3 protein-coding genes are annotated in these 2,884 nt (G+C 30.6%); all 3 read left to right on the top strand.

Annotated elements, in window-relative coordinates; translation table 11 throughout:
- Positions 1–256: 256 nt before the first annotated feature.
- The 3 genes from PHQ99_08550 to PHQ99_08540 all read left to right on the top strand — a co-directional run bounded on the left by PHQ99_08550 (position 257) and on the right by PHQ99_08540 (position 2,402).
- The gene (locus tag PHQ99_08550; GenBank protein ID MDD4289621.1) at positions 257–1,486 is read left to right on the top strand and encodes an ATP-binding protein; all 1,230 of its coding nucleotides are present in this window, start codon (positions 257–259) and stop codon (positions 1,484–1,486) included.
- A 445-nt stretch (positions 1,487–1,931) separates the two neighbouring features.
- The gene (locus PHQ99_08545; GenBank protein ID MDD4289620.1) at positions 1,932–2,180 is read left to right on the top strand and encodes a type II toxin-antitoxin system HicB family antitoxin; all 249 of its coding nucleotides are present in this window, start codon (positions 1,932–1,934) and stop codon (positions 2,178–2,180) included.
- Positions 2,181–2,402: a type II toxin-antitoxin system HicA family toxin gene (locus tag PHQ99_08540; GenBank protein MDD4289619.1), complete on the top strand. Its 222-nt coding sequence runs from the start codon at positions 2,181–2,183 to the stop codon at positions 2,400–2,402.
- The last annotated feature ends 482 nt before the right edge of the window (positions 2,403–2,884 follow it).

The raw sequence follows: 2,884 nt of genomic DNA, 5'->3' as shown, positions 1-2,884 counted from the left end.
ATGGTACTTCTATAAAAGAGTATGTTCTTACCAGTATTCGCGAACGTTTGGCAAAGGAAACCAAAGAAAAACAGTTACAATTAATGACCAGCCAGATTACTCCTGCATTAAAAGAGATATGGGATAATGACAAAGACGAGACTTATTCCTAAAAATATTTCTTCTGTTTTTTAGAATTTCAAAATAATTTCAAAAGAACAATACTGACCCTGCAAATTTAATTTGCAATATTAAATATTAAGGGTTAAAATAAGTCATGAAATATAAAAAACGTGTCTTGTCAAAAACTATACAAAGAGCAATCAAAACATTCCCTGCAATTGTAGTTACCGGACCCAGACAGTCCGGTAAAACAACCCTGTATAAAATGCTTTTTTCAAATACACATAATTTTGTTTCATTGGAAAATCCTGATATAAGAGTGAGAGCAAAAGAAGATCCCGTAAGTTTTTTAAATCAATACAGGCCACCTGTAATTATTGATAAAATACAATATTTACCGGAGCTACTATCTTATATTAAAACGGAAATTGACAGTGACAGAAAACCCGGAAATTGGTTATTTACTGGCTCACAAAATTTTATTCTTATGGATAATATTTCACAATCACTTGCAGGACGGATAGCCACTCTTTCTCTACTGCCATTTTCTATTTCTGAATTATTAAATAATGCAAAAAATGCAAAAGATTATACGAATTGGCTAAGCAATAAAAAGAACAATAGCATTGTAAATAATAACCTCCTTTTTTCAGAACTCATTTTAAGAGGCTTTTATCCAGAAATTTCTGCTAATAAAAAAGTTGATAGAAAACTATGGTGCAGTTCTTATATTACTACCTATTTAGAGAGAGATATTCGAAGTCTGACAAGTATTGGAGACTTGAGTCAATTTGAAAGGTTTTTAATTGCCTGTGCTGTAAGGACAGGTCAAATATTAAATTTATCTGATTTAGCCAGAGATATTGGAATAAGTGTTCCCACTGCAAAGAGATGGCTTTCGCTCTTAGAAACAGGGCATCAAATTTATTTGCTTTATCCCTACTATAAGAATATTGGGAAAAGGATTATCAAAAGCCCAAAAATATATTTCTGTGATACCGCAATTTGTTCATATCTTTTAGGAATCCATAATCGTGAATCATTGCTTGGAAGTCCTTATTTGGGGAACTTGTTTGAAACAATGATTGTGATTGACTTTTTAAAACGTTTTCTTCATTTTGGAGATAAGCCGAACATGTATTATCTCAGGACAAGGGATGGCTTAGAAATAGATTTAGTTATTGAAGTAGCAGGGTATTTATATTTATATGAAATCAAAAGTACCATGACCATCTTACCTAAACATGCAGTTTCCTTAAAAAGAATGGTTAATGAATTTGGTTCAAAGGTTAAAGAAGCTTGCATTATCTCTCGCTCAAATGAAAATTTTATGGTACTTAAACCCATATTTAACTATAGTTGGAAAAATATTTTGTATATCTAGTTTGTTTTAGTAAATTTTCATAGTCTAGGCGCTCACAGTATAACCCATGTCCTGAATCCAAAGTGTTACATATGTGTTGGTTAAATCTTATTTGCATTTAACTTGAACCTTGCACCTTGAAACCTATTTTAACCGAAAACTGTTTTTCTCTTGCATATTGTATCTTGTATTTAATTATATTTCGACGCAATACACACGACTATTTTAACTAGCAGAGTATTTTGAATTTTAAACGCAACATCCCACGATGACCTCTCCTGGTGGAGTAGGAAAATTCTTTTTAAACTAAAAAACCTTCTTATTGATGGTAAATAAATAGTCACATATTTTGTATATTTTGACTTATTTATTGCTATTAACTATAATTAAAAAGGATGTATGATAAATAATAAATTGCTTTATATATAACAAAAATATTTATAAATTGGAGAAAGAGGTTAGATTTATGTTGACTGAATATATACAGGAAGCTTTAAAAAGAGCACAATACCAAATCATTCAGGATGATGAACCATATTATGCAGAAATACCTGAATTAAAAGGTGTTTGGGCGTCAGGTAAAAATCTTGAAGAATGCAGAAAAAACCTCATTGAAGTTATAGAAGGATGGCTAATATTAAGTATTAAAAAAAACCTTCCTATTCCAAAGCTTGGGGAGATATCAATAAATGAAGTAAAGATGGTAAAAATGTAAATGCCTAAGATAAACCCCATATCATTCCATGTTTTAGTAAAGAAATTAAAGAAATTTGGATACAAAGGTCCTTTTAGTGGTGGCAAACATTTATTTATGATAAAAAATGACATAAGATTAACCATTCCGAATCCTCACAAAAAAAGTGATATTGGAATTGATTTGTTAGCAAAAATATTGAAAATTGCTAGAATATCTAAAGAAGAATGGTTAGAAAAATAATATATACTTTTTATAATCTCAAAGCTTTTATCAGACTTTCTTCTTGTTTTTATAAATTAACTGGTTTACCTATCAATCTTATATATGTAACAATTGTGTGAACCGAAACCTACCTCCGTCATTGGAAGTGGCAAAAGTGAGCGAATCAATCTCTTTCATCTATACCTATATATTTTACTGAAATTAGATAACACTATTTCATAATTAAATTATTGGCTAATTGGTTCATTTAATATTGATCATCACTAATTATTTTTTACTCATCACTGTATTCAACGCTATTTATTTGCTTCATTCCCTTTGAGATGGGAATTTCCTTTTTATAATTTCCTCCCACTGGGGTAGATAATTATCACTTTGAACTGCCCCCTTGAGGGATGGATTTTGCTAATATTATCATTTACACTTTGTGGGATGGATTGAATCTTTGAACCTCCCCATTGAGGACAGGATTATATCTTTTCATCTCCTCCCCCTTGAGG

This window comes from Atribacterota bacterium (assembly GCA_028703475.1).
Taxonomy (GTDB): domain Bacteria; phylum Atribacterota; class Phoenicimicrobiia; order Phoenicimicrobiales; family Stramentimicrobiaceae; genus JAQVMU01.
The sequence above is the reverse complement of the archived record's forward strand: the minus strand, read 5'-3'. Positions and strand labels throughout refer to the sequence as shown.